Source organism: Variovorax frigidus, assembly GCF_051216515.1.
In the GTDB taxonomy this organism is placed as follows: Bacteria; Pseudomonadota; Gammaproteobacteria; order Burkholderiales; family Burkholderiaceae_C; genus Variovorax.
In genome coordinates this window covers 175,880-197,386 of the sequence record NZ_JBPJZF010000002.1, presented here as the reverse complement: position 1 = coordinate 197,386, position 21,507 = coordinate 175,880, and the positions used below count along the sequence as shown (strand labels likewise).

Below are 21,507 nucleotides of genomic sequence, written 5' to 3'. Positions count from 1 at the left end.
GTCGTCGAGTGCGGGCAGTTCGATCTTCGTGAGGATGGGCAGGAAGCAGCGCTCGCCGGAAGCTTGACGAGCACGACATCGGCTCTCAAGCGCCGCGTCGGAAATTGGTCAGTGATGTTCGTCTATCGGACATCTCTATGGTGCAAATGCCCGGTTCGGCCGAACAATCCGGCCTGCCTGTCAGCGGGCTGTACCGCCTGCTGGCCGTTTTTCTCACTGAACTCTCCTTGGACATCCCAGCGACTGCCTCCTCCCTCAATCGACGAGGCCGGTACCACCGTCCAGAAAACGCCAGAACAACGAGTAGAAGACCCTGTGATGAAGACCATTTCCAGCATCTTGAGCGCCGCCGCCCTGGCCCTGGCCCTGTGCATCCTGGTTCCGGCCCATGCCGCAACTCCGACCTTCGCGCAAAAGCCGATCCGCATCGTCGTACCCTTTCCCGCCGGGGGCGCGGTCGATTCCGTGGCCCGCATCATCGCCAACCACCTGACACAGGCTTGGGACGCGCAGGTTATCGTGGACAACCGGGCTGGCGCCGGCGGCGCGATCGGCATGGAGGCGGTGGCACGCGCCGGCCACCGGCAACGACCTTCTGCTGGGCCCCATCGGCCCACTTACCATCAACCCCGGCCTGTACGTAAAGCTGCCCTACGACAGCGAGAAAGACTTCGACCCGATCGTCAAGGTCGCGGGCACCGCGGCTGTGCTCGTGGTGCAGCCTTCGCTCGGCGTGGACAGCGTACCCGCCTTTGTCTCGCTGCTCAAGGTCAAGCCGGGCAAGCTCAACTACGGTTCGGCCGGCAATGGCAACCTGACCCATCTGACCTCCGAATACTTCCTCGCGACCGTGCAAGCCAAGGCCACGCACGTGCCCTACAAGGGCTCGACGCCGGCGATCACCGATTTCCTCGGTGGCCACCTGGACTTCATGTTCGACGTGGTGCCCACTGCGCAGCCGCACATCCGAAGCGGAAAGTTCAAGCCTTTGGCCGTGACCTCGGCCACGCGGTCCTCGGTGCTTCCCGACGTGCCGACGCTCGATGAGCTGGGCTACAGAGGTTTCGACATCAGCTCCTGGTGGGGGCTGCTGGCGCCGCGTGGAACGCCTCAGGCAGTGATCGACCAGATCAACGCCGAGGTGAACCGTGGCTTGCGCACAGCCGCTGTGCGCGACGCCCTGGGCAAGCTTGGCGCCGGTCCGATGGGCGGCACCCCCGCCGAATTTAAGGCCCTGATCCACAGCGAGATCGGTCGCTGGGCTCAGGTCGTGAAGGCCTCCGGGGCCAAGGTCGATTAAACCCGCCAACGTAGCTGCAATTCGTCGCTCGTTGGGGGCGCAAGCGCTAGTGCCATCTGCGTTTGAATATTGCAGCTTGACGAAGAGTGCTCGATCGCAAGCTGTCGCACATCGTCTTTCGAGAACCGGAGTCAACGGTAAAACTGACGGTAAAACGCCGCAGCTTTTCATTAGATCCCAGGTTTGAAGCGGGTTTTCAGGCCTCCAAGATGATGGAGTGGGCTGGCGGGTCCCAGCGCACCTTGGAGAGCTCCATCGCAGAGCGTGCTGAGAAGCCGTGGGCGCGGAGCCATCGTCGCTGATGTTGAGTCAACCGCCGCGCTGGCCTGGGGTGACCTGCCCCCTCGCGCCGTGCCATTCGTAACTAGGAAGTCCGGGGTTGCAAGATTAATTGATCTCGATCTCAGTGGTCGTTGAACTGGCTCGAGCTGCATCGCCAGCGCGCTGGCGATGCAGCTCGGCGAACTTCGCCGGTGGTATTCGCCCACAACTGCTGTGCGGCCTGACCTCGTTGAAGTCCCGCCTCCAGACGGCAATGGCCGATCTGGCCTGGTGCAGCGTCTCGAACCATTGCTCGTTCAGGCACTCATCCCTGAACTTGCCATTGAAGCTCTCGATGTAGCCGTTCTGCACGGGTCGTCCCGGCTCGATCAGGATATGGCGGATGCCATGCGTGGTGGCCCGGGCCATGAAGGCCCGGCTGGTGAACTCCGGGCCGTTGTCGGTGCGCACGGCCAGCGGGTAGCCTCTGAAGACAGCCGCCTGGTCGAGCAACCGTGTGACGTACTGGCCCGAGATGCCCCAGTCCACCGCGATGCTCACGCATTCGTGGCTGAAGTCGTCGGCGACCGTCAAGCACTTGATGCGCCGCCCCGTGCTCAGGCTGTCGCTGACGAAGTCCATGCTCGACACCTCATTGGCCGTCGTGGCCAATTGCAGCGGCACGCGTTCACTGGTCGGGCGCTTGACCTTCTTGCGCTTGCGCACTGCCAGGTTGGCGGCGCTGTAGAGTCGGTAGACCAGCCGGGTGGCGTGAAGTTCGCGGGCGGGCGCAGCCGTGAGAAAAGGCGAACTCCTACTTTCCACAATCCCTCAAATCGTCGGACGCACCCTCGACTCGATCCAGTGTGTGCCGGGGCCGTGGATGGCATTCCCGGCCTTGACCATCGACTCGAGCAGTAAAACGCTGACAGTCGACCGCTCTTGCCATTCGAGCAGGCTGAGGATTTCTTCACGGACGTGCAGGATCTCAGGCTTCCAGTGCAGTCGTATTTCTCTCATCTGTACGCATTTTCCTACACTCGCGTACATCCTCTAATGTCTTAGAACTATGGCGAGCATGACTGTCAAGCAGCCAGTCGTGAACGGTTGATCGCTTGCGGCCTCCTCACCCCAGTTGGGCTAAGGACGGCTTTATTGGCCTCGCCGCCAGAACGCCCACCGCGAAGACCGCTTCTGCTTGCTTTCGAGCGAACGCATGTCGAGCGTGTCGTGGCCCGGGAGCAGTGCGCCGTTGCGGCGCCGCAACTCGGTTTCCAGTTCGTGTGCCATGCCTCGCGCATGCAACTCGCCCTGCAGTGCTCGCCTTCGCCACTCAGCGGCTCGGCGGCCCAGTTCCTCGTCAGGTAGCTTTTCCGTCTCCGTCATGGGCGAGATTGTGCCGCCCTGACGGAGTACACGCTGTTGACAATCGCCTATGTCCCTCGATCAAATCGCCATCCCCATCCTCGGCGCGCTCGCCGCATGGGGCTCGCAGGAGCGCCGCGAGTCCTGGCGCCGCTGGGCCTGCATCTTCGGAATCGTCGGGCAGCCGTTCTGGTTCTATGCCAGCTTCCGCACAATTGGCAGCGCAGATTGAAGACAGCTTAGGGTCCCATGGCTGCCATTCGTTGTACGCGCAGCGAACTCATTCCTCTCCCACCCGACAGGGTGCTTCGGCCAACATTCGCGCTGCGCGCAGAAACGCCACCGGGCCGACCCAGCTGACGTTCCAGTTGCCCGCGACGGGCACTTGGCGCTTGTGTGCGATCACCATCTGCCGTTTCGGCACCACGAGGATGTACTGGCCATGCACACCCCAGGCCATGTACGCGCCGCTCAGCGGCGAGTTCTGCGGCTCCTCGAGCAGCCACCACAAGTAGCCGTATCCGAAGCCGCGCCGCGCCGTGTGCGGCGGATGCATCTGTGCAGCGGGCGTGGTCTGCCGCATCCTGACCTCCCACCCAGCGCGGCCGACCTCGGCGAGCGCGGCTTGAGCCACGACGAGGTGCGATGCAGGCCGCGGTAGGCCGGTCTTCCAGCGGCGAACGATCTCAGCGTCGCTGATGGCTTTGGCTTCGTTCTCGGAGCCCAGCATCATGTCCTTGCCGCAGTCGCGGCAGAGCGAATAGTGCAGTCGTCGGATCACCGTGCGCTCAGTATTCGCGTGCATGCAGCGGAACAATATCTGGCGGATCACCGCCTCCTCCTCGGGGGTGGGGAAGAGGCAATTCTTCCTTGTGGCTGTCTTGTTCCATCAGAACCCTCGGTTGATCAGCATCTGCCGACCGTCGTCCAACAAGGTGGCCAGGCCACCATCCTAGTGCCGAAGGTCTCGCAGGCCTTGCGGGGGCTCACCGGCTTCACGTAGCACCAGTTCAGCGCGCCGGCGTGCCGTGGATCGAGGCTTCAAATCTACCCGTGTCGAGGCCTCGACGCTGCCGAAGTGAGGGTGCTTGCGAGACTGGATCATTCACTTTTTCGATCGTGCGAGGTAGTTTGCTTTTCGTGCCGGCAACCGGATTGCAACCGACCAGCGCGTCCGCGCACAGAGGCGGCTGGAGGCGTTGCCTCAATGAGCTGGGTTGAGGGCGGAGGGTGCTCTAAAGCGAGCGAGGCCTTCATGGCTTCATTCGAAGTGGAGACGGACAACCCGCGGCGGGCCAAAACCGTGACTCTAGGTTCTCAGCGCATCCTCGCTGCAGGGCTGAGAGCAACGACCCGGTCGTGGAGCTATGGACGTGAACTAATTGATGAAGGCTGCTAGCTCACCGGGAGAGCCGGACGGAAACGACTCTTTTAAGAAGTCGAGAAACGTCGATACGCGGCTGCTCAGGAGCCTGCGAGACGGGTACAAGGCCCAAAGTGCGATCTCCGGCCCTTCAACGTCGCCCCAACGGAGCAAGGTCCCAGCGGCCAGGTCTCCTGTCACGAGAGACACCGGCAAACGGGCAGCGCCGACGCCCGCACGGACAGCCTCTCGCACCATGAACAAGGAGGAAAGCCAAAGCATGGGGTGCACGGTGATGCGCTTTTTGCCGGATATTCCCGTGTATTCCCATGACGATGCTGCGGCACTCATCCCTCCGCCGCGCATCACTGCGGGAACCGTTGCCTTGCCCGTGGGCGGCTTGAGCTGCGGAGCGGCAACAACGACCAGGCGATCCCTCATGAAGATCCGCCCCGCCAGCCTGGCATCCGGATCCGGGTTGACGCGGATCACCAGGTCGTAGCCTTCTTCCACCATGTCGACCGCCCGATCCTCCGTGGTCACCTCGAGGCGGATCTCGGGATATTTCAGGGCGAACCGCGCGGCGATTTTGCCCATGGCAGCCTGAGAGAAGAGCAGCGGTGCACTCACCCGCAAATTGCCGCGCGGGGTGTCGCCGCCGGAGGCGATGGCTGTCGCCGTTTCATCGATTTCCGTCAGAAGCACCGACGTCCTCTCGTAAAGGGCGCGCCCCTCTTCGGTGAGCTTCAGCACTCTCGCGCCCCGTTCGAACAAGCGCAGGTTGAGGCCGCTTTCGAGATCGGACACCCGTCGGGACAGGGTTGCCTTGGGGCGCCCTGATTCACGGGCCGCACGCCCAAAACCGCCGTGCTTTGCCACCAGATTGAAGTCGGCCAGGGCAAGTAGGTCCATCTGTTCCACCCGTGAGACGAAGTGTCCAAATATAACGTCTATCGCGCTTCATTCGGAACAAGGAGGATCAAGGCTCGTTTCAACCAACCGGAGTTTTTTATGACCATCCTCATCACCGGCGCCTCTGGCGCCATCGGCCGCCAAGTCGTGCAGCAACTCGTGGACCGCGGAGCTGCGGTCCGCGCACTCGTCCGTGACCCGGCGAAGACCACACTCCCGGCCGGCGTCGAAGTCGTTCAAGGCGATCTGCTCGACGTCGAGTCGCTGCGCCGAGCCATGGCTGGCGTGTCTACGCTGTTCCTGCTCAACGGCGTGGTCCCGGACGAGTTCACGCAGGCCCTGGTGACCCTCAACCTGGCCCGTGATGCGGGTATCGACCGGGTCGTCTACTTGTCGGTGATCCACAGCGACAAGTACCTGAACGTTCCCCACTTCGCCGGCAAGTTCGGCGTGGAGCGAATGCTCGAGCAGATGGGCTTCGCCGCCACCATCCTGCGCCCGGCCTACTTCATGCAGAACGACATCACCGTCAAGGACGTCATCACCGGCTACGGCGTTTATCCAATGCCCATCGGCAGCAAGGGCCTGGGCATGATCGACACGCGCGACATCGCCGAGATCGCGGCCATCGAGCTGGTTCGTCGCGAACAGGCATCCGGATCGCTTGCGCTGAGCCGGATCAATCTGGTGGGCCCCGACGCATTGACCGGGACCGAGGTCGCCGGCATCTGGTCGGACGTGCTGGGTCGCCCGATCAACTACGGCGGCGACGACACCGCGGGCTTCGAGAAGAACCTGCTGAACTTCATGCCCAGCTGGATGGCATACGACATGCGCCTGATGAGCGAACGCTTCCTCACCGAGGGCATGAACCCGGACGCAGGAGACATCGAACGCCTGACGACGCTGCTGGGCCGCCCGCTGCGCTCGTATCGCGAATTCGCTTCCGAAATCTCGGCGTCGGCCTGACCTATCAACCGACACACAAGGAGTTTCTTCATGATCTATTCGACCGCCATCGTGCCAGTCAATCCCATTGGCGAGATTCCGCTGACCCGTGCCCAAGCGTGGGCAGGCTTGGTCCTTAAAGCGCGCGACGCGCGCCTGTTCCTCCCTCCGGGCCTTTGCACACGCTGCGACGTCACAGAAGAAAGCGCCACCCATTTCGTGCGCGAAGCGACGATCGCCGGCACCGATCTGCGCGAGATCATCGCGCTCGAGCCGCAGAGCAAGGTGACTTTTTTCCAGGCCACCGGGCCGCGCGAAGGTGCGATCGTCAACGAACTGTTCAAGGACGAGGCCGGGGAACTTCAGCTTCGCTTCTATTGCTACATCGGCCTGCGCGGCAAAAAGTCGAACGGCCCCGAGGAGCAGGCCGAGCAGGCGCTGTTCGACAGTGACAAGGGCTACAGGGCGGCACTTCTCTCGACGCTCAAGCGGACGCGCGAGCTGCTCGCAGAGGGCACCCTCGGCCGGGCCTGATCGCATTCACCGAAGAACGCCAAGCCTTTGGCACAGACTGAACTCATCTCTCAAAAGAAACTCTGACATGAAAACCACCCAGAACACCATCCTCATTACCGGCGGCGGCACGGGGATCGGCGAGCGCTCGCGCATCGCTTCCATGACCTCGGCAACACCGTGATCATCGCGGGCCGGCGCATGGAGCCGCTGAAGACGGCGATTGGAGACCGGTCGCGCATGCACGCGCTCACGCTCGATATGGACGATCCTGCTAAAGTCGCGGCATTTGCGGAGAAGCTCACCAAGGACTTCCCCGAAGCCAACGTGCTGGTCAACAGCGTCGACATCATGCGCATGGAGTCGGGCCTCGACAAGTTCCGAGACCTGAGCGATGCCGAAGCCAGCGTGACCAGCAACCTGCTCGGGCCGATCCGCCTCACGAACGCACTGATCGAACATCTGATCCGTCAGCCCGATGCGGCCATCGTCAATGTGAGTTCGGGTCTCGCCTTCGTGCCGTTGGTCATCGCGCCGACCTACTCGGCGATCAAGGCTGCGATCCATAGCTATACGGTGTCGCTGCGTGCGGTCCTGAGGGGCAAGGTGGAAGTGATCGAGTTGGTGCCGCCGGCCGTGCAGACGGACCTGACGCCGGGTCAGAAGTACAACGTGCGATTCATGCCGCTGACAAGTTCGCCGATCAGGTCATGGTGATCTTCCAGCAGACGCCCACGCCTAGCGAGATCCTCGTGGAAGGGGTCGACTTCATGCGCAATGCGGAGAGGGAAGGGCGAATGGATGAGGCTGTGGAGGCTATAAACCCGTTTTTTCAACAGCGCTAACGCGCTATGGATTTGGCCATGGCTGTGCAATTGCGCGTACCGCTCAAGGCGCTGCTTCAATTCGGCTGGTAGGACAATCGTGAGCTTGAAGGTCTTGGCCTTCGGCACAGGCCCCAAGGCCGGGCACTTCGTTGCCATCGACATGGCACCGTTGTTCGTTGCCAAGGAAAGCGGTTGTTTCGTGCAGCAAGGGCTGCATGCGGAGACCGTCTTCTTCGCCGATCCAGGCGACAACAACGCTGTGTTGGCTGGGCGCGCCATCGAATGCAGTACCAATCCCTTCATACTCCCGTTTTTCGCGGCAAACAGTGGTGTTCCCATCCGAGGCATCGCAGCTGCCGGAGGTTGGGGCGTCATGGAAGTCGTGGCGCACGCAAAGCTCGGCCTCATGTCGATGGACGACATCAAAGGCTACATCGGAGCTGGCAAGCCCAAGCTCAAGATTGCCACGCTTCAGGGCACACGCTGGAGCTCATCCTCAAGCGGGAGTTCACCCGCCTTGCGGTGGCCGACAAGGACGTGGAACTCGTGTACTTCAACGACCTTCTCGCCATGGTCGAGTCGTTCCGGGCTGAATAGGTGGACAACCTAAGCCACATCAAGCCCTACACCACCGACATGGTGCTCAGCAAGGGCGCTGTGGTGCTGAGCACCAGCCTGAAGACCTCCTCGACCACGACGCCGAACACGGTACCGTTTATCAGGAAGAAAAACTATGAGCCGCTGTTGATGAGGTGGGAAGTCCCTGTAGGTCGTGTTAGCCGTTTTAGTCAGCTACGAAGCCGGTGGCCTTCACCACCTCGCGCCAATGCTCTGTCTCGGCCTTGAGGCGCTCGGTCATCCAGGCACGGCCCTGCACCACCGGCAGCATACCTTGCCCCGCGAGGCCCTCCCGATACGCGGCGTTGCCCACCAGGGACCGCATGGCGTCGAACACGAGGTCGGACGCGGCCCGCGGCACGCTGGAACGCATCATCAAGCAGTACCACTCCTGGGTAGTCAACGAGCCGAAACCCTCTTCAGCGAACGTTGGGCTGTGTGGATAGAGTAAGTTGCGCTGGACGCCGCTGGTGGCCAAGACGCGGATCTTTCCGGCCTTTACGAATTCAGCAAAAAGGGCCGCCGCCGCAATACCAGAGGACAGGCTGCCTGCTGCAAGTTCCAGTGCAATCTGGGGAGTATTACGATAAGGAACGTCCGGCACTTCCAGCCCGGCAGCTTTCTTGAGTGCCCAAGCAAGAAAATGCGGCGCAGTGCCTGTGCCGGGATTTCCGATATTGCCATCCGATCCATTTTTCTTCGCCCATTTAATGAATTCGGCCAATGTCTTCGCAGGATGGCTAGCTGGCACGGCAAATGCGAAATCGATGGCACAGGTCGAGCATATTGGCGCGAAATCCTCCAGCGGCGAATAGGGCAGTTTCTTATACGTGCTGGGAAAAAGCGAGAGCGGACTTGCCGGCGTCAGTGCCAGGAAGGAGCCGTCGGCAGCGCTGTTCTTCAGATTGCTCAGGGCGATTTGGCCACCAGCGCCGCCGCGGTTGTCCACGATCACAGACCGGTGCAGCTGCAGGCCGGCAAAACGACCGATCAACCGAGCCACCGTGTCCGGCGTCGAGCCGGCGTTGTAGCCTACCAGCAAGGTTATGGACGCCGGTTGTGCCCAGGCGTCGCCTGCCGCTGCCAGTGCTGCGGCCACTGTTCCCTTCAATGCCATCCGTCGATCCATTTCATCTCCTTTGTATCGGAACGAGACGTATCGTAAAGTTCCTGAGTGAGATGATTACAGCGCAAAGATAGTCTGCCCATAAGTGTTAACCCTCTCTTGAGATCTTGGTCTCATCGCTGACATTTTGTACCTTTATAATCAACGATACGTTTCGTCTTTAAAAGGAGTATTTTATGAGCGGTACTATGACCGATACCACTTCTGAAACATATCTGTATACGCCTGTACGTCGGCTCGTGACGGCTGAGAACGAGTACGGTCGTTCGTACTTCCTGTTCGACGAGCCGACGCCCAACCGCGTGGTGCAGCCCGGGGTGCCGAAGGCGCAGGTGGTATGGGTGACCGGCGAGGCAAGCGCATCCGGTCAAGACCCGGCGCCCGCCGGTCAGCGCTTCGGGTTTCACTCGCCGGGCGGTTCGCTACTGCGCGTTGCGGAGTTCCCACCGGACGACCAGTACGACCAGGAAAAACTGCAGGGTTTTCTCGACGCGGAAGGGGTGCGCGACGTAAATCGGCCGCGCCATTTCTGGTTCCACAAAACCCAGACGCTGGATTATGCGATTTGCCTTGAAGGCGAGATCTACGCGATGCTCGACGAAGGTGAACGCCTGATGAAAGCCGGCGACGTTCTGGTGCAGCAGGCCACCAACCACAGCTGGTCGAATCGCTCGGACAAGGTCTGCCGCATGGCTTTCATATTGATCGACCAGCCCGCCAAAGCCGCCGATTGAGCCTTTTGTCGATATTGAAAATTATTCTTACCCATTACTTTACAAGAGGCAGGTCTGATGTTTGAAAATGATCTATCGCTTATATCGGCTGGCACGCGCCATGCCCTTGATGAATCGCCTAGGATATTCGTCGACGGTGAATGGAACCGTGGCGGCCACAGCCTCGATGTCGTCGACCCCAGCAGCGGCAAGGTCATTTCGACCATCGCGGAGGGCGGTGCCGATGGCGTGAACGATGCCGTCGCTGCGGCGCGCCACGCGTTCGAGCGCGGCCCGTGGTCCCAGCTCGACGGCGCACAGCGCCAGGCACTGCTGCTGCGCCTGGCTGACCTTATGGAGCGCGACCGCGACATCTTGGCCGAGCTCGAGGTGCTGGACGTCGGTATGCCGATCTGGCTCGCGTCGCAGTTGAATGTCGGTGGCGCTATCGACACCTTTCGCTACATGGCGGGCTTGGCCCGCCGCGGGCATGGCAAGACGATGCAGATCAGCGGCGGCCTGCCCGAGGCCGGGTTTTTCGGCTACACGCAGAAGGAGCCGGTGGGGGTAGTTGGCGCCATCGTCCCGTGGAACGTGCCCGTGATGATCGCTGCCTGGAAGCTCGCACCGGCACTGGCTGCCGGCTGCACCGTGGTGATCAAGCCCTCGGAAGAGGCGTCGCTCGGCATCCTGTACTTGGCGCGGCTGGTCCAAGAAGCCGGCTTTCCGGCCGGCGCGGTCAACATCGTGACCGGCGGCGGCGCCCAGGGCGGCGAGGCTCTGGCCTCCCACCCGGGCATCGACAAGCTCACCTTCACGGGGTCGACGGCGACCGGCAAGAAGGTCGCCCGCGCGGCCGCTGAGAACGTCACCAAGCTGACGCTGGAACTGGGTGGAAAGTCGCCGCAGATCCTGTTCCCCGACGCCGACCTGACGCGCGCCATCCAGGGCATCGCCAACAGTATCTTCGCCAACTCCGGGCAGGTCTGCGCGGCCGGCTCTAGGCTCTACATCCACCGCGATATATATGCCGCCGCCATCGAGCAACTGGCGCGTCATGCTGACGCGCTGCAGGTGGGCGCGGGGCTGCTGGCCACCACCCAGCTTGGCCCGCTGGTCAACGCGCGTCAGCGCGCCCGCGTGCTGGCGTACATCGACGCCGCCGAGCAAGCGGGCGCGGTGCGCCTGACCGCCGATCCGCGCCTGGACACGGCCGGATTCTTCGTTCGGCCCACCGTGCTCACCACGCAGGACAACCGGTGCACCGTCATGCAGGAAGAGGTCTTCGGGCCGGTGCTCACTGTGATGCCTTTCGAGGACACCGAACACGCTATCGCGCTGGCGAACGACACGATCTTCGGCCTTTCCGCCAGCCTCTGGACGCGCGACATAGCCACCATGCATTCGGTGGTGCCTCGCATCCGCTCGGGCCGCGTAGCCGTCAATACCGAGCCGGTCCCATGGCCCGGCCTGCCCGAGGGCGGGCGCCGTGCATCGGGCTACGGCCGCGACCTGGGCGATGAGTCATTCGAGTCATACCTCGAGGGCAAGTCCGTGCTGCTCCGCTACGCTTAAAGAAAGATACCCCTCCATGCAAACCAAGATCGACTTCGACTCCGCCGGCCGGCGCCTGTCCGGCGTGCTGCACGTGCCGGACGGCCTCGCCCCCAGCGAGCGCCGGCCCGCGCTGATCGTCATACACGGCTTCGGCGGCAACAAGGACGGCCCCACGCACATTGGGGAGGCCCGCCTCTACGAGTCGCTGGGCTACGTGGCGCTACGCTTCGACATGCGCGGATGCGGCGACAGCGAAGGCATCCGCGGGCACATCCTGTGCGAGGACCAGGTGGTCGATGCGCAGGCCGCGATCGACTATCTGTCGGCACACCCTGCGGTGCGGGCCGATGCCATCGCCGTCAGCGGCCAGAGCTTCGGTGGGGCCATCTCGATGTATGTCGGCGCGGTGGACGCCCGCGTGGCCGCGGTGATCTCCATCGGCGGCTGGGCGCACGGCGAGCGCAAGCTCGAGCTGCAGCACTCGGGCGGGGGCGGGTGGGAGCGGTTCTTGGCCATGCTGCAACGCGGCCGCGAGTACCAGGCGGAAACCGGCCAGTCGATGCGTGTCATGCGCTGGGACATCGTGCCGGTGCCCGAGGCGCTGCGGCCCTTGCTGCCGCCCGGCTGCATCATGGATTTCCCGGTCGATACCGCGCAGAGCATCTTCGACTTCAAGCCGGAAGACGTTGTGGAGCGCATCGCGCCACGTCCGTTCCTGATCTGCCACGGCGCCGACGACTCGGTGACCCCGACCACCGAGGCGATCAGCATCTACGAGCGCACCCGCTCGTTCGCGGAGCTGGCGATCCTGAAGGGCGACCACTTCCCGTTCGCGGATGGCGATCCCCTGTACCCCGGCCTGCTCACCGGATGGCTGAAGCGCAACCTGCCGCTAGCGACAGACCCGGCGAACGCCGCCGACACGCACTAGCCAGCAGCACCGGCCCAGGCCGAAAGTCCCGGCACCACGCACGCTGGTGGTGCCGGGCCTTTTTTGTTGCCGAGCGGATCAGGTGGTGCGCGCAGGCATCAGCAGGAAGTGGGCCAGTGCCGGCAGCAGCACCAGGGCGCCCAGCATGTTCCAGAGGAACATGAACGCCAGCAGCACGCCCATGTCGGCCTGGAACTTGATCGGGCTCGCCACCCAGGTGATGACACCCATGGCCAGCGTCACGCCGGTGAGCAGCACCACGCGCCCAGTCAGCAGCAGCGCCCGGTGGTAGGCCTGAGACAGGCTCCTGCCCTCACGCAGTTGGGCCATCGTCACCGACAGTATGTACAGCGCGTAGTCGACGCCGATGCCCACGCCCAGCGCGATCACCGGCAAGGTCGCCACTTTCACGCCCATGCCGAGCACCACCATGAGGGCCTCGGCCAGCACCGAGGTGAGCAGCAGCGGCAGCACCGCCACGACCACCGCGCGCCAGGACCGGAACGCGACCAGGCACAGCAGCACCACGGCGCCGTACACCAGCAACAGCATCTGCACCCATGCCTTGTGCACCACGATGTTGGTCGCCGCCTCGATGCCGGCGGATCCGGCGGCCAGCTCAAAGCGAGCGTCCGGGCCGTTGTTGGCGGCGGCGAACGCCTCCACGTGTGCGATCACGCGGGCCAGCGTCTCGGCCTTGTGGTCACGCAGGTTGACGTACATCGTCAGCAGGTTGCAGGCTTCGTTGTAGAGGCCGCGCGGCGCACCGGCGGTAACGGTGTTCAGCATGTCCTGATTGGGCAGGAATTCCGTCCACTTCGGATTGCCCTCATTGAGCCCGGCCAGAACGCGCCGGTTCAGCAGGGCCAGCGTGCCGGTGTTTTCCACGCCCTCGAGCTGGCGCAGCGCCCATTCCAGCGCGTCCACCTTGTTGAGCACCGCCAGGCGGGAGCATTCGCCGTCGGGCGTGGTGACCATGATGGCCAGCACGTCGCTGGAGGCGCCGTACGCATTGCTCATGAAGCCGACGTCGCGGTTGTATCGGCTTTGCGCCCGGAGCTCGGGTGCGCCGGGGTCCAGGTCGCCGATCTTGAGCCGCGTGCTGGCGGCGAACCCGGCCGCGCCAAGCAGCGCCGCGGCGACGAGGGCCAGAGCGGCATGGCGCCGCGTGGTGAAACGGTCCAGCCAGCGCCACAGCGACGCGCGGTCGCCCTGCGCCTGCGCGTCGCTGTCGGCCTGCAGGCTGCGCCGGGCTGCACTGACGCTCACGCCGGTGTAGCTCAGCAGGATGGGCAGCAGGATCAAGTTGGTGAAGATCAGCGCCGCCACGCCGATCGAGGCCGCCACGGCCAGCTCGCGGATCGACTGGATGTCGATGATCAGCAGCACCGCGAAACCCACCGCGTCGGCCAGCAGCGCGGTCAGCCCGGCCAGGAAAAGCCGGCGGAACGTGAACCGGGCGGCGACCAGCTTGTCGATGCCGCGGCCGATGTCCTGCATGATCCCGTTCATCTTCTGTGCACCGTGGCTCATGCCGATGGCGAACACGAGGAAGGGCACCAGGATCGAGTAGGGGTCGAGTGTGTAGCCCAGTAGCGGGAGCATGCCCAGCTGCCAGACCACGGCCACCAGCGAGGCCGCCACCACCAGTGCCGTCGAGCGCAGGCAGCGGGTGTGGATGTAGACCATGACGGAGGCGATCAGCACCGCCAGCGCAAAGAAGCCCAACACCGCGCGCACGCCTTCGATCAGGTCGCCCACGATCTTGGCGAAGCCGGTGATGTGGATCTCCACGCCCTGCGCCTGGTATTTGCCGCGCAGCGACTCCAGGCGGACTGCGAGGTCGGGGTAGTCCAGCGGCTGCCCCTGGGCGTCCTTCGAGAGCAGCGGCAGGTAGATCACCGAAGAGCGGGCGTCCAGCGCCACCAGCTGGCCAATCTCCCCGGAGCGGGCGATGTTGGCCGCCAGTGCCTGAAGGCTCTGCGGCGAGCCGTCGTAGCCGTCGGGGATCACCGGGCCACCCTCCAGGCCGTCCTCGGTCACGCCACTCCAGCGGGTCGAGGGCGTCCACAGCGACTTCATCTGGTTGCGGGCCACGCCGGGCAGCAGGAAGGCCTCGTCGGAGATCTTGCGCAGGGTCTCCAGGTAGGCCGCGTCGTAGATGTCGCCACCCGGATTGGCCACCGCGATCCGCACCGCGTTGCCCAGGCCGGACAGCTCCTTCTGGTGTGCCAGGTAGTTGACGATGTAGGGGTGGCCGGTCGGGATCGACTTCTCGAAACTGGCGTTCAGTCGGACTTGCAGCGCCTGCCAGCCCAGCAAAAGCGTGGTCAGCAGGCACAGCGCGACGACCCAGGGCCGGTGGTTGAAGAATGCACGTTCGACCAGCGAGCCCGAACGCGGATCGAAGGGGGCGGAATCCGGTTGTGCTGCCGGGTGCGAGGAAGCGGCCATCATTTCGCGCTCCCCTGTGCGCCGTCCGCGGGCAGCAGTCGTGCGCCCTGCAGGCCCAGGGCCAGCAGGGAGCCGTTGTCCAGCACCAGCGCCGCGTTGAGCGGCGGCAGGGGCGGCGTGGCCAGCGCCTGCAGGGACTCGCGACCCTCCAGCAGCGTACCGGCCTGGGTCGCCAGCACCAGCGTGCCGTCGGGCCGCAGTGCCGAAGCGGTGATGGACACCGGAGCGGGCGTGGCCAGCGCATGCCACGACCGGCCGCCGTCGGGTGAGCGCCAGACATTGCCGCGCATCCCGGCCACCACCAGGTCGCGCGGCGTGGGCATCTCGGCGGTGAAAAAACTGCCCTTGTAGGGACTGGCCAGCCGCTCGAAGCGCTTCCCGGCGTCATCGGACTTGAGCAGCAAGCCCTGTTCACCCGCGATGAGCAGGGTGTCGCCGGCGCGGCGCAGGGTGTAGAGGTGCAGGGCGCGCGGGTTGTCGAGCCGGCTCATCCAGGGCTGCCAGGTGGCGCCGCCGTCTTCGGTGCCGAACACCAGGCCGTAGGCGCCGATGACCAGCATGCGGCGTGCATCGAACATGGCGACGTCCAGCAGCGGCTTGTCTGGGCCGTCGGCGACCAGGCCTTCGGCCTCGCGGATGCGCGCGGCATCGCCCGAGGCCAGCGCGGCCGCCAGCGCGATGTCGGCCATGCGGCGGCCGTCGAGCCGCTGCGTCCAGGTGCTTCCGCCATCCGAGGTGGTGAGCACGGTGCCGCCGTGGCCGATCACCACGCCGTGGCGCTCGTCGGCGAAACGCACCATGGTCAGCGTCACGCTGACCGGTATGCCGACCTGCTGCCAGCTGGCGGCGCCGTCGTCGGACACGGCCAGCACGCCGCGCTCGCCTGCCACCACCAGGCGGCGACCGGCAGCGGCCGCCGACAGGAGCATCACCTGGCCGGGATGGCGCACCGGCAGCGCCGGGCGGGTGAGCGCGTCGCCCACCACGCCAGCCGCGGCCTCCCGCGAGGCCGGGGCGGCCATGGCGAGCGGTCCCGCGGCAAACAGGGTGGCAGCTGCCGCCAGCAAAGTTCGCCGCAGCAGGGGCGGCCTCGATCCCAGAGTCGATTTCATCGCAATTCCGATTGGTACAGTAAATAAATACTATACGGACAGTATCGAAATATGCTGTAGTGAAAACCCGCTGGCCACCGGTTAATCGTCCACGCTGCGGCTGGCCTCGCGCAGCATCTGGACCAGCCAGCGGATGCCGGGGTCATCGCTGCGGAAGCGGTGCCACTGGACACCCTGGCGCATCCCGATGGCACGCGGCGGCTCCTTCACCACGACCGGCAGGTGCCGTGCCGCCTGCACGGCCAGCCGCTCCTGCAGCGTGGCGATACGCTCGGTGCCGACCACCAGGGCGGGCAGGGCGGTGAAGCTCGAGCAGACCACGCTGGCGGTCCGCCCGATGCGTGCGTCGCGGAGTACCACGTCCTCGTAGGACTGGTCACCCTCGCCCTGCGGCACCATCAGCACGTGCTGCGCCCGCGCGTAGCGGTCCTCGGTGAGCGGACCCTGCGCCAATGCGGATTCCGACCAGACGACCGACACGAATCGCTCCTCCAGCAGCGCCTCCCAGGGGTGCTGTGGTGCCTGGAATGGCTCGGGGATGATGAGGAGGTCGACCTCGCCATGCTCCAGCGCCAGGCTGGCCTCGCGCACCTGCGGCAGCAGGCGCAGCCGAACCCGCGGCGCCGCGCGGGCCAGCACGCGGTGGACCTCCGGCATGAGGGTGTGCAGGGTGTAGTCGCTAAGGGACAGGCGGAACTCGCGGTCGTGGGTCTGCGGGTCGAAGCTCGGGCGGGCGGTGATGGTCGCGTCCACCCGCAGCAGCAGGTCGTGCACGGCGTCACGCAGCACCTGGGCGCGTGGCGTGAGTTCCATGCGCCGGCCGACCAGCACCAGCAGCGGATCGTCGAAATACGCCCGCAGACGGGCCAGCGCACCGCTAGTGGAGGATTGGCTCAGGTGCAGGCGTGCGGCGGCTTTGCCGATGTTGGCCTCGTGCAGCAGCACATCGAGTGCCACGAGCAGGTTCAGGTCGAGCTTTTGATAGTGCATAGGCCTTCCCGGGGCTAACCCTGGATGTATCGGTGCGCTCGATATCGTGCATCCAGATAAACGATTTTGTGGCGACGCGTGCCTTGCATAACCTTGCCCGGGCCATCGCAACCTGATGGAGAAACCAGAAAGAAGACACCGTGAACATCCTTGGACCCGATGAATTGATTTTTGGCGTGGAGGACCTCGACGCCTGTACCCGCTACCTCACCGACTACGGCCTGGAGCCGGTCAGCGAGGGGCGCTTCGAGGCACTCGACGGCACCGCCGTGATCGTGCGGCACGCCGAGGACGCCTCGCTGGCGCGCAGGACCCTGCAGACCGCCAACCTGTTGCGCAAGACGGTCTACGGAGTGGCGGACGTGGTGACGCTGGAGGCGATCGCGGCAGAACTCTCCACCGACCGCGAAGTGCGCTGGCTTGACGATGGATCGATCGAGTCGGTGGACGATGTCGGCTTCGTGCTCGGTTTCAAGGTGAGCCGGCGCCGGCCGCTCCAGCTGCCCGCGGAGCGCGTGAACGCGCCGGGCGACGCGAACCGGCCGATCAATACACCGGCGTCGCCGGCCGAAGGCCCGGGTGTGATTCCGCGCCCGCGCAGTCTTTCGCACGTCGTGTACTTCGTGCCCGACCTCGAGAAGGCCGAAGCCTTCTACGTCGAGCGGCTGGGCTTTCGCGTGAGCGACCGGTTCGTAGGGCTCGGGCCGTTCCTGCGTCCGGCTGGTACCCAGGACCACCACACCCTGTTCTTCATCAAGACGCCGCCCTTCATGCAGGGTTGCGAGCATTTCACCTTCCACATGGGCGGACCGACCGAACTCCTGGTGGCGGGCTATGCCTTCGTCGGCAAGGGCTACCAGTCGCACTGGGGACCGGGCCGGCACCGCTTCGGTTCCAACTGGTTCTGGTACTTCAACAGCCCGCTGGGCTGCCATGTCGAATATGACGCCGACATGGACCTGCACGACGACAGCTGGGTGGCGCGCGAGGCCGTCGCGGAGACCGATCGCTCGCAGATCTTCCTGTTCGATTGGCGTGAGAAGTGGGCGCCCAACGGCCCGCAGCCTAAGAAGGACTGAGCCATGGATGCAAGCCTCCGCCTGTGTCACCGGGACGAGTTGCCCGAAGGCGGTGCGCGGGGCTTCATGCCTTCGCGCGCTGGCTCCGACACGATGTTCGTGGTCAGGCGCGACGGCGAGCTGTTCGCCTACCGGGACGCCTGCCCGCACTGGCCGGGCAGCGCGATGGCATGGCGCCGCCATGCCTACCTGAATCGGGAAGGCAGCCGCATCGTGTGCAACGGACATGGCGCGGAGTTCGAGATCGATACCGGGCGCTGCACGCTCGGGCCCTGCCTGGGACAGGCGCTCACGCCGGTGCCGCTTGTGGTCACGGATGTGGGGGAGGTCTTCCTCGCCGCCGCGCCCTGACATCCGGTGCCTTCAGAAGGGCTGCGCCAGGAATGCGTAGCCCTCGTGCATCAGCGCCATGGCGGCGCCGCCGCTGCCCAGCGGGTCTTGTTCGATCTGCGAGATGGCCAGCGTGGTCTCGTAGACCTTCTTCACCCGCGGGCCGCGACGCTCGCAATAGGCGGCCAGTGCGCGCGGCACGTCGTCCGGGCTGTGCGCAAGCTCCTGGCCCAGCACCACGGCGTCCTCGACGGCCATGCCGCCGCCCGAGGTGAGGTGCGGCGTGACCGAGTGCGCAGCGTCGCCCAGCAGCACCACGCGGCCGTGGTACCAGGGCTGTGGCATCAGCAGGACGTCGAAGGGGCGGAAGCTGATGTAGCTGTCGGCGTTCAGGGCCGCGACCGCGTCGCGGATCTCGGGCGCGTCGAAGCCCTCCAGCCGCTGCCTGAACATGGCTTGGATCTCCGCGGTCGGCACGCAGGGCCGGGTCTCGCTGTTCTCCACGAAGAAGAAATAGCACAGTTCCAGCGACAGCGGCAGTGCGCCGACGGCATGGCCGCGGTCGTCGTGGTAGAGGTTCAAACCCTCGACCTCGGCGCTGCGCCGCGCGGTGTAGCGCCAGCTGCCCTGGCCGACGTAGGTGGGGCGGTGCTGGGTGCCAAAGACCATCTCGCGTGTCGTCGAATAGACGCCGTCGGCGGCCACCAGCAGGTCGCAGCGATCGGTCTCGCCGTTGTCCAGGCTGACGGTGACACCGTCGTCGTCCTGGATCATGCCGGAGACCCGCGTGCGGTGTTCGATCTTCACGCCATGCGCCAGGGCGTTGGCTTCGAGGATTTCCGCCAGCCGCGGCCGCATGATGCCGAGTGCGCTCGGCGCGTCGGGCCGGAAGAAGCGGGGCGAGTCGAGCTGGTTCAGCAACTCGCCACGCGCGTTCTTGTTGCGCACCGTGTCCCAGCCGTAGCCGTTCTCCAGGCACGCGTCGGCCAGCCCGAGCGAATCGAGTGCCTTCAATGCGTTGCCCATCAGGTTGATGCCGGTGCCATGCTGATCCAGCCGGTGTCCGGCTTCGATCACGCGCACTTCCATCCCGTTGTGGGCCGCACCAATCGCGAGCGCCATGCCGCCGATGCCGCCGCCGACCACCAGGATCCTGAGTTTCTTGGCCATTGCCATTCTGCTTTCCCTGGGTGTCAGGCGGAGGCCTGGCAGATGGTGCGCTGAGTGCCCAGGCCTTCGATGGTGGACTCCATCACGTCGCCAGGCTGCAGGAAGCGGTTGTAGTGGGTGCCGTTGCCGGCCGGCGAACCGGTGCAGATCACGTCGCCCGGCAGCAGGCGGGCATAGGTAGAGATGTATTCGATCTGCCGCTCGATGCCGAAGATCATGTCGGCGGTGGTTTCGTCCTGCATGGTACGACCGCCCACGCTCAGGCGCATCGCCAGCGCATGCGGCCGTGGCACGAATTCGGCCGGAACCAGATAGGGCCCGAAGGGCAGAAAACCTGGCTGGCCCTTGGAGCGCAGCCAGTCGGTGCCCAGCATCTTGTAGTCGGTGCGGGCGATCAGGTCGCGTGCCGAGATGTCGTTGACGATGGCGTAGCCGGCCACGTGCGAGAGCGCGTCCTCCCGCCGGATGCGATAGCCGCCCCGGCCGATCACCACGGCGAGCTCCAGCTCCCAGTCTGGCTTGGTGGTGGTGACGGGCAGCACCAGGGGCTCGAAGGGGCCGCTGATTGCCGACACCGGCTTGGTGAATACATAGGGTTCGCCGTTGGCCGCCCGCTCGTCCATCATGTTTTCGGCCCAGCGGCGCAGGCCCTGCGCATCCAGGCCCTCGGGTCCGACGCCGGAATCGACGGTGAGGTCGACCACGTGCTTGCGGTAGTTGGCGCCGGTGCAGAACACCTGGCGGGGCAGATCGACGGGCGGGTGGATCGTCAGGGTGGCTGCCGGCCGCCAGTCTGGGAACTGCGCGGCGCCGGCGGCTAGGGCGGCGAGCCAGGGCCGGGCGTCGTCCCAGCGTTCTAGCAGGTCCAGCACGCGCGCATGCGCCAGGGCCTGGCTGGCGCCCACGGCCTCGGCGAGCCGGTTCATCGGTGCTACGCGGTCGTCGATCACCAGTCCGGCGAAGCGGGGGCCGTCGTTCTTCGAGAAGGTACCTAGGGCATAGCGGGTCATGGCGTGTCCAGTGGAGGGGGAAGGAGGTCCGTGTCGACCAGGGTGGCGTATTCGTCGTCTGCGCCCGGCAGGCCGAAGCGGCCGCGCTGGCGGATCAGCAGCGCGATGCCCGCGCGGCTGGGCTGCAGCGACGCGGGGCGGTCGGCCAACATTGCCTCGATCGCCGGTGCGGGCAGGCCGGTGGCGGCCATCGCCGCGTAGGCGTTCTCGGGCTGGCGCGCGATGTCGGCGCCGGCCTGCTGAAGGTCCGCCAGCCAGGTGCGCACGGCCTCGCGTACCTCCGGCGAGGCCGAGTCACGCATTACGAGGCCCTGGCCTGGGAAGTCGGGATAGCTTTCCTGGACCCGGCCCAGTTGCTCCATGCCGTCGGCCATGGCCATGGCGTCGAATGGCGGGCCGAGCAGGGTGGCCGCGCCCAGGGACGAGCGCAGGCCCTCCAGGCGTTCGCGCACGCCTCCCGTTTCGCGCAGGGTGTAGTCGCCGGTCTGCAGGCCGCCGTCCTGGAGCATTGCCCGCAGAGCCACCACAAAACCGTTGCTGGCCGAATCGACCAATATCACGGTGCCACGCAGATGGCCCAGTTCCCGGAAGCCCCGCCGGGCCACCAGTGAAAGCGGCGTGCTGCGCTCCAACTGCGCCACGATGCGGAAATCCTGCGGTCCTGGCAAGCGGTTCCAGGCCATCACGTTGTCCATGGAGGTCACCACCGCGTCGACGGTGCCGCGCGAAAGTGCCTCGAACTGCGCTTGGGAGGAGAGGTTGCGCTCCCCCTCCACTCGGACCGGCCCGCGGGCTTGGGCCACCACCGCTATGGCGGGCGGCACGAACCACATCACTCGTAAAAGCATGTCTTGTCTCTCGTCTTGTTGTTGTTATTTTATTATTGAACGAAACGTATCGTTCGTCAATTTGAGAAAGGCTGAAATCG

Annotated in this window: 23 protein-coding genes and 1 pseudogene; 11 read left to right on the top strand and 13 right to left on the bottom strand. The window is 65.0% G+C overall.

The features are described from left to right. Nucleotides 1-255: 255 nt before the first annotated feature. Nucleotides 256-588, bottom strand: a complete 333-nt coding sequence (locus ACSFBC_RS06190) for a hypothetical protein (protein ID WP_435509447.1) — start codon at nt 586-588, stop codon at nt 256-258. Here ACSFBC_RS06190 and ACSFBC_RS06185 point away from each other — a divergent pair. Continuing rightward, nucleotides 533-1,300, top strand: a complete 768-nt coding sequence (locus tag ACSFBC_RS06185) for a tripartite tricarboxylate transporter substrate-binding protein (RefSeq protein ID WP_435510031.1) — start codon at nt 533-535, stop codon at nt 1,298-1,300. The two genes, ACSFBC_RS06190 and ACSFBC_RS06185, sit on opposite strands and share 56 nt — an antisense overlap. Nucleotides 1,301-1,687: 387 nt before the next feature. Here ACSFBC_RS06185 and ACSFBC_RS06180 read toward each other — a convergent pair. Both ACSFBC_RS06180 and ACSFBC_RS06175 read right to left on the bottom strand, forming a co-directional pair. Then, nucleotides 1,688-2,320, bottom strand: a pseudogene (locus tag ACSFBC_RS06180) (IS3 family transposase); the annotation flags it as partial. Nucleotides 2,321-2,392: 72 nt separating this feature from the next. Beyond that, a complete protein-coding gene (locus ACSFBC_RS06175) occupies nt 2,393-2,581 on the bottom strand; it encodes a hypothetical protein (RefSeq protein WP_435509446.1) in 189 nt (62 codons plus the stop codon). A gap of 415 nt (nt 2,582-2,996) precedes the next feature. Between ACSFBC_RS06175 and ACSFBC_RS06170 the strand changes: the two genes are divergently transcribed. Then, nucleotides 2,997-3,158 carry a hypothetical protein gene (locus ACSFBC_RS06170; protein WP_435509445.1) on the top strand — a complete coding sequence of 54 codons (162 nt, stop codon included), beginning with the start codon at nt 2,997-2,999 and terminating at the stop codon, nt 3,156-3,158. Nucleotides 3,159-3,206: 48 nt separating this feature from the next. Here the strand turns inward: ACSFBC_RS06170 and ACSFBC_RS06165 are convergent, their stop codons facing one another. After that, nucleotides 3,207-3,758, bottom strand: coding sequence for a hypothetical protein (locus ACSFBC_RS06165; protein ID WP_435509444.1), 552 nt, complete (start codon nt 3,756-3,758; stop codon nt 3,207-3,209). 546 nt (nt 3,759-4,304) lie between these two features. Continuing rightward, the gene (locus ACSFBC_RS06160) at nt 4,305-5,201 is read right to left on the bottom strand and encodes a LysR family transcriptional regulator (RefSeq protein ID WP_435509443.1); all 897 of its coding nucleotides are present in this window, start codon (nt 5,199-5,201) and stop codon (nt 4,305-4,307) included. A gap of 99 nt (nt 5,202-5,300) precedes the next feature. Here ACSFBC_RS06160 and ACSFBC_RS06155 point away from each other — a divergent pair, with 99 nt between their 5' ends. The 3 genes from ACSFBC_RS06155 (at nt 5,301) to ACSFBC_RS06145 (ending at nt 7,379) form a co-directional block, all read left to right on the top strand. Beyond that, a complete protein-coding gene (locus ACSFBC_RS06155) occupies nt 5,301-6,170 on the top strand; it encodes an SDR family oxidoreductase (RefSeq protein WP_435509442.1) in 870 nt (289 codons plus the stop codon). 30 nt (nt 6,171-6,200) lie between these two features. Continuing rightward, a complete protein-coding gene (locus tag ACSFBC_RS06150) occupies nt 6,201-6,683 on the top strand; it encodes an AtaL-like protein (protein WP_435509441.1) in 483 nt (160 codons plus the stop codon). 159 nt (nt 6,684-6,842) lie between these two features. Next, nucleotides 6,843-7,379 (top strand): SDR family NAD(P)-dependent oxidoreductase, encoded by a 537-nt coding sequence (locus tag ACSFBC_RS06145; protein WP_435509440.1) that lies wholly within the window; start codon nt 6,843-6,845, stop codon nt 7,377-7,379. Here ACSFBC_RS06145 and ACSFBC_RS06140 read toward each other — a convergent pair. Continuing rightward, the gene (locus ACSFBC_RS06140; protein ID WP_435509439.1) at nt 7,322-7,645 is read right to left on the bottom strand and encodes a DUF2274 domain-containing protein; all 324 of its coding nucleotides are present in this window, start codon (nt 7,643-7,645) and stop codon (nt 7,322-7,324) included. The genes ACSFBC_RS06145 and ACSFBC_RS06140 overlap by 58 nt on opposite strands. Here ACSFBC_RS06140 and ACSFBC_RS06135 point away from each other — a divergent pair. Beyond that, on the top strand, nt 7,587-8,099 hold the full coding sequence (locus ACSFBC_RS06135) for an ABC transporter substrate-binding protein (RefSeq protein WP_435509438.1): 513 nt from the start codon (nt 7,587-7,589) through the stop codon (nt 8,097-8,099). The genes ACSFBC_RS06140 and ACSFBC_RS06135 overlap by 59 nt on opposite strands. A gap of 174 nt (nt 8,100-8,273) precedes the next feature. Here the strand turns inward: ACSFBC_RS06135 and ACSFBC_RS06130 are convergent, their stop codons facing one another. Next, on the bottom strand, nt 8,274-9,224 hold the full coding sequence (locus ACSFBC_RS06130) for a tripartite tricarboxylate transporter substrate-binding protein (RefSeq protein ID WP_435509437.1): 951 nt from the start codon (nt 9,222-9,224) through the stop codon (nt 8,274-8,276). A gap of 197 nt (nt 9,225-9,421) precedes the next feature. Here ACSFBC_RS06130 and ACSFBC_RS06125 point away from each other — a divergent pair, with 197 nt between their 5' ends. The 3 genes from ACSFBC_RS06125 to ACSFBC_RS06115 are packed head-to-tail and all read left to right on the top strand — an operon-like array spanning nt 9,422 to nt 12,434. Beyond that, nucleotides 9,422-9,967 (top strand): cupin domain-containing protein, encoded by a 546-nt coding sequence (locus ACSFBC_RS06125; protein WP_435509436.1) that lies wholly within the window; start codon nt 9,422-9,424, stop codon nt 9,965-9,967. Nucleotides 9,968-10,024: 57 nt separating this feature from the next. After that, nucleotides 10,025-11,521 (top strand): aldehyde dehydrogenase family protein, encoded by a 1,497-nt coding sequence (locus tag ACSFBC_RS06120; RefSeq protein ID WP_435509435.1) that lies wholly within the window; start codon nt 10,025-10,027, stop codon nt 11,519-11,521. A gap of 16 nt (nt 11,522-11,537) precedes the next feature. Further along, the gene (locus ACSFBC_RS06115; protein ID WP_435509434.1) at nt 11,538-12,434 is read left to right on the top strand and encodes an alpha/beta hydrolase; all 897 of its coding nucleotides are present in this window, start codon (nt 11,538-11,540) and stop codon (nt 12,432-12,434) included. A gap of 78 nt (nt 12,435-12,512) precedes the next feature. Here the strand turns inward: ACSFBC_RS06115 and ACSFBC_RS06110 are convergent, their stop codons facing one another. The 3 genes from ACSFBC_RS06110 to ACSFBC_RS06100 all read right to left on the bottom strand — a co-directional run bounded on the left by ACSFBC_RS06110 (nt 12,513) and on the right by ACSFBC_RS06100 (nt 16,990). Then, nucleotides 12,513-14,888, bottom strand: coding sequence for an efflux RND transporter permease subunit (locus tag ACSFBC_RS06110; protein ID WP_435510030.1), 2,376 nt, complete (start codon nt 14,886-14,888; stop codon nt 12,513-12,515). After that, on the bottom strand, nt 14,888-15,910 hold the full coding sequence (locus tag ACSFBC_RS06105; RefSeq protein WP_435509433.1) for a WD40/YVTN/BNR-like repeat-containing protein: 1,023 nt from the start codon (nt 15,908-15,910) through the stop codon (nt 14,888-14,890). The genes ACSFBC_RS06110 and ACSFBC_RS06105 overlap by 1 nt, the downstream gene beginning before the upstream one ends. 171 nt (nt 15,911-16,081) lie before the next feature. Beyond that, a complete protein-coding gene (locus ACSFBC_RS06100) occupies nt 16,082-16,990 on the bottom strand; it encodes a LysR family transcriptional regulator (RefSeq protein ID WP_435509432.1) in 909 nt (302 codons plus the stop codon). A gap of 140 nt (nt 16,991-17,130) precedes the next feature. On the opposite strand from ACSFBC_RS06100, the gene ACSFBC_RS06095 reads away from it, so the two are divergent. Both ACSFBC_RS06095 and ACSFBC_RS06090 read left to right on the top strand, forming a co-directional pair. Then, nucleotides 17,131-18,069: a VOC family protein gene (locus tag ACSFBC_RS06095; RefSeq protein WP_435509431.1), complete on the top strand. Its 939-nt coding sequence runs from the start codon at nt 17,131-17,133 to the stop codon at nt 18,067-18,069. Between the two features lie 3 nt (nt 18,070-18,072). After that, nucleotides 18,073-18,420 carry a Rieske (2Fe-2S) protein gene (locus tag ACSFBC_RS06090; RefSeq protein ID WP_435509430.1) on the top strand — a complete coding sequence of 116 codons (348 nt, stop codon included), beginning with the start codon at nt 18,073-18,075 and terminating at the stop codon, nt 18,418-18,420. Between the two features lie 12 nt (nt 18,421-18,432). Here ACSFBC_RS06090 and ACSFBC_RS06085 read toward each other — a convergent pair whose 3' ends face one another. The 3 genes from ACSFBC_RS06085 to ACSFBC_RS06075 are packed head-to-tail and all read right to left on the bottom strand — an operon-like array spanning nt 18,433 to nt 21,427. Continuing rightward, entirely contained in the window at nt 18,433-19,569 is a 1,137-nt protein-coding gene (locus ACSFBC_RS06085; RefSeq protein WP_435509429.1) for an FAD-dependent monooxygenase, read from the bottom strand. 23 nt (nt 19,570-19,592) lie between these two features. Continuing rightward, nucleotides 19,593-20,579 carry a fumarylacetoacetate hydrolase family protein gene (locus ACSFBC_RS06080; protein ID WP_435509428.1) on the bottom strand — a complete coding sequence of 329 codons (987 nt, stop codon included), beginning with the start codon at nt 20,577-20,579 and terminating at the stop codon, nt 19,593-19,595. After that, complete coding sequence (locus tag ACSFBC_RS06075; protein ID WP_435509427.1) at nt 20,576-21,427, bottom strand: ABC transporter substrate-binding protein; 852 nt, start codon at nt 21,425-21,427, stop codon at nt 20,576-20,578. Before ACSFBC_RS06075 ends, ACSFBC_RS06080 begins: the two co-directional genes overlap by 4 nt. Nucleotides 21,428-21,507 lie beyond the last annotated feature (80 nt).